The sequence below is a fragment of the Mycobacterium sp. genome, assembly GCF_051006775.1.
Lineage (GTDB): Bacteria > Actinomycetota > Actinomycetes > Mycobacteriales > Mycobacteriaceae > Mycobacterium.
On record NZ_JBPCSX010000076.1, the window covers coordinates 1 to 6,332 of the forward strand.

Consider the following 6,332-nt stretch of genomic DNA (forward strand, 5'->3'; position numbering starts at 1 on the left):
CTACCAGAGGGCGCCTGGGACACCCTGTGAATTTACAAGCCGGACGCACCGTCGCCGAGAATCGTTGTCAATCCGTTAACTTCGCCCATCGGCGGCGTCGAGTATCCGCTGGGCGGCCAACGCCGGCGTCAGCTCACCATCGCGGACCTGGCGTTCAACCTCGGCGCGGATGCCCTTGACCGTCGGATCGCCCAGCACCCGGTCCAGTACGGCGTCGCGAACCATCGCCCACGTCCAGACGACCTTCTGCGCGCGTCGGCGGGCGTCGAACTCCCCCGCCTCGGTCAGCACCTGGCGGTGCTTGAGAACGGTGTCCCACAGCTCACTCAGGCCATCGCCTTCCAATGCGCTCATCGTGAGAACCGGTGGCCTCCAGAGGCTTTCATGTGGATAGATGAGTCGGATCGCGGCGGACAATTCGCGTGCCGCGGCCTTCGCCTCGATGGTGTGCGCACCGTCGGCCTTGTTGACGACGACGATATCGGCCAGTTCCAGCACGCCCTTCTTGATGCCCTGCAACTGATCGCCGGTACGAGCCAGCGTGAGGAACACGAAAGTGTCCACCATGTTCGACACCGCGACCTCGGACTGACCCACCCCGACCGTCTCGACCAGCACCACATCGAATCCCGCCGCCTCAAGGAGAACGATGGTCTCCCGGGTCGCCTTCGCGACGCCACCGAGCGTCCCCGACGTGGGCGATGGCCGGATGTAGGCGTCCGGGTGCACCGCCAGGCGGGCCATCCGGGTCTTGTCACCGAGGATCGAGCCGCCGGTACGGGTCGAGGACGGGTCGACCGCCAGCACCGCCACCCGGTGCCCACGTTCGATCAGGTACATCCCGAGGGCTTCGATGGTGGTCGACTTCCCCACCCCCGGGACTCCGGTGATGCCGACATGCATGGCCGCGCCGGCCGTCGGCATCAGGTCGAGCAGCAGCCGCTGGGCCTGTTCGCGGTGATCGGCGCGGGTGGACTCCACCAGCGTGATGGCCCGGGCCAGGCCGGCCCGGTCTCCGCGGCGCACGGCCGCGGCGAGTTCGCCGACCTCGATACCGTCCGTCACCGGCGTCAGGTCAGGTCATAGCCGAGGCGCTCGGCGAGCTTCTGCAGCAGGCCGACCGCGGCATCCGCGATCACCGTTCCGGGCGGATAGATGGCGGTGGCACCGGCCGCATAGAGCTCGTCGAAGTCGCCGGGCGGGATCACACCGCCCACCACGATCATGATGTCCGGGCGGCCGACGTCGGCCAGCGCATCGCGCAGGGCCGGCACCAGGGTCAGGTGACCGGCGGCCAGCGACGAAACCCCCACGACATGCACGTCGTTGTCAGCGGCCTGGCGCGCGACCTCATCGGGGGTGGAGAACAGCGAGCCGACGTCGACGTCGAAGCCGATATCGGCGAAGGCGGTCGCGATCACCTTCTGTCCCCGGTCGTGACCGTCCTGGCCCATCTTGGCGACCAGGATTCGCGGACGGCGCCCGTCGGCCTCGGCGAACTTCTCGACCAGGCGGGTCGCCTCGGATAGTCCGGTGATGTTGCCTCCTGTGCCCTGCCCGCGGCGCACCTCGTCGCGGTAGACCCCGGAGATGGTGCGAATCTCGGCCTGATGGCGGCCGTACACCTTTTCCAGCGCGTCGGAGATCTCGCCGACGGTGGCCTTGGCGCGGGCGGCGTTGATGGCCAGCGCCATCAGGTAGTTGCCCAGCCCATCATCCCCGGCACTGCCCGATGCCGCTGCCGCGCGGGTCAGTTCGGCCAGTGCGGCCGTGACCGCGGCCTCGTCGCGATCGGCGCGCAGCTGTTGCAGTTTGGCGATCTGCTCGGCGCGCACCCGGCTGTTCTCGACCTTGAGCACCTCGATATCGGCGTCCTCGTCGACCTGGTACTTGTTCACCCCGATCACCGGCTGCTGGCCGGAATCGATGCGGGCCTGCGTGCGGGCCGCCGCTTCTTCGATACGCAGCTTCGGGATTCCGTCGCTGATGGCCTGCGCCATTCCGCCCCGTTCGGTCACCTCGGCGATGTGTGCGCGGGCCCGCTGCGCGAGCTGATCGGTCAGCCACTCCACGTAGTACGAGCCGCCCCCCGGATCGATCGGGCGGATGGTGCCGGACTCCTGCTGCAGCAGCAGCTGGGTGTTGCGCGCGATGCGCGCAGAGAAATCAGTCGGCAACGCCAACGCCTCATCGAGGGCGTTGGTGTGCAGCGACTGGGTGTGGCCCTGCGTCGCGGCCATCGCCTCGATGCAGGTTCGGGCGACATTGTTGAACGGATCCTGCGCCGTCAGCGACCAGCCTGACGTCTGCGAATGTGTGCGCAGCGATAGGGATTTGGCACTCTTGGGGCCGAATCCGGCGACCAGCTCACTCCACAACAGCCGACCGGCGCGAAGCTTGGCCACCTCCATGAAGAAGTTCATCCCGATACCCCAGAAGAACGACAGTCGCGGCGCGAACTTGTCGATGTCCAGGCCGGCGTCGATACCGGCATTGATGTAGTCGACACCGTCAGCGAGCGTGTAGGCCAGTTCCAGATCGGCTGTGGCACCGGCTTCCTGGATGTGATAGCCGGAGATCGAGATGGAGTTGAACTTCGGCATCTTCACGCTGGTGTAGGCGAAGATGTCGGAGATGATCCGCATCGAGGGTTTCGGCGGATAGATGTAGGTGTTGCGGACCATGAACTCTTTGAGGATGTCGTTCTGGATGGTCCCGGCCAGCTTTTCCGGTGGCACACCCTGCTCCTCGGCGGCCACCACATACAGCGCCAGAATCGGCAGCACTGCACCGTTCATGGTCATCGAGACCGAGACCGCCGACAGGTCGATACCGTCGAAGAGTTGCCGCATGTCCAGGATCGAGTCGATCGCGACCCCGGCCATACCGACATCACCAGCGACCCTGGGGTGATCGGAGTCGTAGCCGCGGTGGGTGGCCAGATCGAAGGCCACGGACAGGCCCTTCTGACCGGCTGCCAGATTGCGCCGATAGAACGCGTTGGAATCGGCAGCGGTGGAGAAGCCGGCGTACTGGCGAATCGTCCACGGCTGGTTCACATACATCGTCGGATACGGTCCGCGGATGAAGGGGGGTTCGCCAGGGAAGCTGTCCAGCGGATAGCCAGCCGCCACGACGGCATCCCGGTCGGCGCCGACATAGAGCGGCTTGACGACGATGCCTTCGGGGGTATGCCAGTCGAGTTGCTCGGGCGCGTAGCCGTGGGCCGCCGCGGCCTGCGCAACACGGGCGGCGGCGGCCGTTTGCGTGGGGTTCGCGGCAGGGGTGCCAGCATGCAACGGGATCTCGGCGAAACTTGGAACGCCGGCGACGCCGGACTCGGTCATCTCAGGCCCCCAATCGGGTGAGCAGAGTCGAGAGTTCTTCGACGGCATCAACTTTCGCGGTCAGGTATCCGTCCGGCCGCACGTCCGCGGCAATGTCGGCAACAGCCTTTTCCGGACCGGCCAGGTAAATCCGCTCGCAACCGGCCGCGCGGGCGGCCGGAACGACAGCCGCGACCTCGGTTCCGTAGCGGGCATCGGTACCGCAGATCACCGCGACCGACGTCCCCGCATCCCGCGCCGTCTCTGCGATCCGGTCGGGTTCGACGGTGCCGGGATTGACTGCCTCGATACCGCCGGAGGCAAGCAGGTTGGTGGCGAAGCTGGCTCGAATGTTGTTCTCCGCCAGTGGGCCCAGCGGGAGCAACAGCACCCGAGGACGGGCACCGCGGCGCTCCAGATAGCGGTCGGAACGGTTGCGCAATGCCTCGAAGTCAGCGGCGTAGCGTTGGACCGTCGATGGATCAGCCTGCGGCAACGGCGCTTCGGCCAGGTTCGGGAATTCATTGATACCGGTGATCGCGGCGCGACGGTGGGCGATGTCGGCCGCACGCCGCCCCCGGACCTGTTCGATCTGATCGGCGACATAGCCGATCGCCGCACGGAAACCGCCACGGGATTCGATGTCCTGAAAATTCGACCAAGCCTGCGCGGCAAGAGTTTCGGTGAGTTCCTCGACATACCAGGACCCGCCCGCCGGATCCATGACCCGTCCGATGTGCGATTCCTCGAGAAGCAGCAGTTGGGTGTTGCGGGCAATACGTCGGGCGAAGTCCGGGCTGACGGTCGGCAACCCACCGGGAATCGCCGCATCAAATGGCAGCACCTGGACGGTGTCGGCGCCCCCGACTCCGGCGCCGAATGCCGCGACGGTAGTCCGCAGCATGTTGACCCAGGGATCGCGCTGGGTCATCATCGCCCGGGACGTCACCGCATGCAGTACGGCAGCTCCGCCTTCGGGGTGTCCGAGGACCTCGGCCACTCGGCCCCAGAGTTGTCGTGCCGCGCGGAATTTCGCAATTGTCAGGAACTGGTCGTCGTCGGCGACGAGCCGGAAGCTGATCTGCCGCAGCGCATCGCCTGCGCCGAGTCCAGCTCCGGTCATCAACCTCAGGTATTCCGCGCCGGCGGCGATCACTGCCGCGATCTCCCAGCCGGCGTTGGCGCCGCGATCGTGGAACGAGGGTCCGTCGACGGTGACGGTGCGAACACCCTTGGCGGCACCGACCGCGTCGGTGACCGCGAGAACATCCGCGATAGCTGCGCTGGGCCGCCCACTCAATGGCGCAGTCAGCGGGTCAGCGCCCAGGTCGACCGACAGGTTCGCACCGGCGCCGCCGATCAGGATCAGCATCGCATCAGCGGCGGCGCGGAAGTCGGCACCGGCGTCGAGGATGATCGGGGCCAGTTCGAGATACACGCCCTCCAGAGCACGGGCCAGGCCGGCCGGTGCAATACCGTCGCGACCGATCCGGAGCAGTAGCGCGCTCACACCGTCGACCAGTGCGGTGAGGATCTCGGTGCTACTGCCGGCGGCGGGCGGGAACTCTTCTACGACCTTCCACCCGGCGAGAACGTCACGGTTCGCATCGCCGCCGCGGATGAATGGCCAGTCGCCCGGTAGCGCTGCCTCCGGACGTGCGGGGTGCCCCGTGTAGAGCGCCCGCACCGGGAAGCCTTCGTAGGTCTGCGAGTCGAGGAGACGTTCCGGCTCGGTGGGGAGGTCGGCGGGATCCTGCCGGGTGCTCTTGGCGAGCACGCCGGCAACCGCGCTGCGCCACCGGGCGCGGGCCTCGTCCACCTGTCCGGACACCGGCAGCTCCTGTTGTCGTCTGGCGGGCGGCAACTGATCTACGGCCCTGTTCCCTCAGGCTAAAGGATTACCGGTATCCCGATGCCGACTCGTTCCGTGAGTCGGATCACGGTTTTCCTGGCTCACCACCGCCGCGCCGTAGCCTTGGTAACCGTGCCGTTGGCTCCCTCGCTACGCCTCAGGGCAGCCCTGCGCAATGTGGCCTCGGCGCTGAGCAGCACCGCCCGGCAGGTCAGCCGGACCCGGATCCTGTTCACCGCGATCGCGGTCGCCGCGGTGGTCGCGGTGGTGCTGCTGGTGCCCCTGCCGACGGCACTGCAGCTGCGTGACTGGGCCACCACGGTGGGCCCGTGGTTCCCGCTGGCATTTCTGGCTGCCCATGTCGTGGTCACCGTCCTGCCATTTCCCCGTACCGCGTTCACGCTGGCTGCCGGGTTGCTGTTCGGTCCCGTGCTGGGCGTGGCGATAGCGGTGACGGCCAGCGCGGTGAGTGCGCTACTGGCCCTGCTGATGGTCCGGGGGCTGGGCTGGCAACTCAGCAAGCTGGTGAGCCACCCTGCCGTCGAAGCGGTGGATGCGCGGTTACGGGCCCGGGGCTGGGCGGCGGTGCTGTCGTTGCGGTTGATCCCGGTGGTGCCGTTCTCGGTACTGAACTACGCCGCGGGTGCCTCCTCGGTGCGGGTGCTGCCGTACTTGCTGGCCACCGTCGTCGGCCTGCTACCCGGAACCGCCGCCGTCGTCGTCCTCGGTGACGCGCTTACCGGCAACGTCAGCCCACTGCTGGCGGTGGTGTCGCTGTGCACAGCCACGGTGGGCGTCGCCGGGCTGGCGTATGAACGACAGCGCTACCGGCGTGACGGCGAGCAGTAGCTGATCAGAACAGCGACCGATCCGAGCGACCGATCAGAGCACTCCGAGGTGGACTCGCGCATCCGGGATGTTGCAGCGGTTGCGCAGATCGAACGCCGGACCGCGGATGGCGTCGGTTTCAGCCTGCACCTGGGGGTTGGCATTCAGATAGCTGTCGATCGTGCTGATCGCCGCCGCCTGGGGCATACCCTGCACGCCGCTGAAGACAAGGTTGACGTCCGGGTGGGTGAACAGATAGCCGGCGATACCCGCAGCGACCTGACTTTCCACCGCCGCGATGTCAGCCGCCGAGCAGCCGGGCACGA

5 protein-coding genes are annotated in these 6,332 nt (G+C 67.3%); 1 reads left to right on the top strand and 4 read right to left on the bottom strand.

Annotation, left to right across the window (positions count from 1 at the left end):
* Positions 1-75 precede the first annotated feature (75 nt).
* The 3 genes from meaB to mutA are packed head-to-tail and all read right to left on the bottom strand — an operon-like array spanning position 76 to position 5,157.
* Positions 76-1,074 carry a methylmalonyl Co-A mutase-associated GTPase MeaB gene (gene meaB / locus ACR2JI_RS05795; RefSeq protein WP_526388965.1) on the bottom strand — a complete coding sequence of 333 codons (999 nt, stop codon included), beginning with the start codon at positions 1,072-1,074 and terminating at the stop codon, positions 76-78.
* Positions 1,071-3,347 (bottom strand): methylmalonyl-CoA mutase, encoded by a 2,277-nt coding sequence (gene scpA / locus ACR2JI_RS05800; protein WP_526388957.1) that lies wholly within the window; start codon positions 3,345-3,347, stop codon positions 1,071-1,073. Before scpA ends, meaB begins: the two co-directional genes overlap by 4 nt.
* Before the next feature lies 1 nt (position 3,348).
* A complete protein-coding gene (gene mutA, locus ACR2JI_RS05805; protein ID WP_526388959.1) occupies positions 3,349-5,157 on the bottom strand; it encodes a methylmalonyl-CoA mutase small subunit in 1,809 nt (602 codons plus the stop codon).
* Between the two features lie 153 nt (positions 5,158-5,310).
* Between mutA and ACR2JI_RS05810 the strand changes: the two genes are divergently transcribed.
* Positions 5,311-6,027: a TVP38/TMEM64 family protein gene (locus ACR2JI_RS05810; protein ID WP_526388961.1), complete on the top strand. Its 717-nt coding sequence runs from the start codon at positions 5,311-5,313 to the stop codon at positions 6,025-6,027.
* A gap of 33 nt (positions 6,028-6,060) precedes the next feature.
* Here the strand turns inward: ACR2JI_RS05810 and ACR2JI_RS05815 are convergent.
* Positions 6,061-6,332, bottom strand: a 272-nt coding sequence (locus ACR2JI_RS05815) for a hemophore-related protein (protein ID WP_526388963.1), incomplete at its 5' end; no start/stop codon positions are given.

Excerpts from the sequence above, each read along its gene's own strand:
- scpA (WP_526388957.1), bottom strand. The coding sequence starts at position 3,347 with ATGACCGAGTCCGGCGTCGCCGGCGTTCCAAGTTTCGCCGAGATCCCG.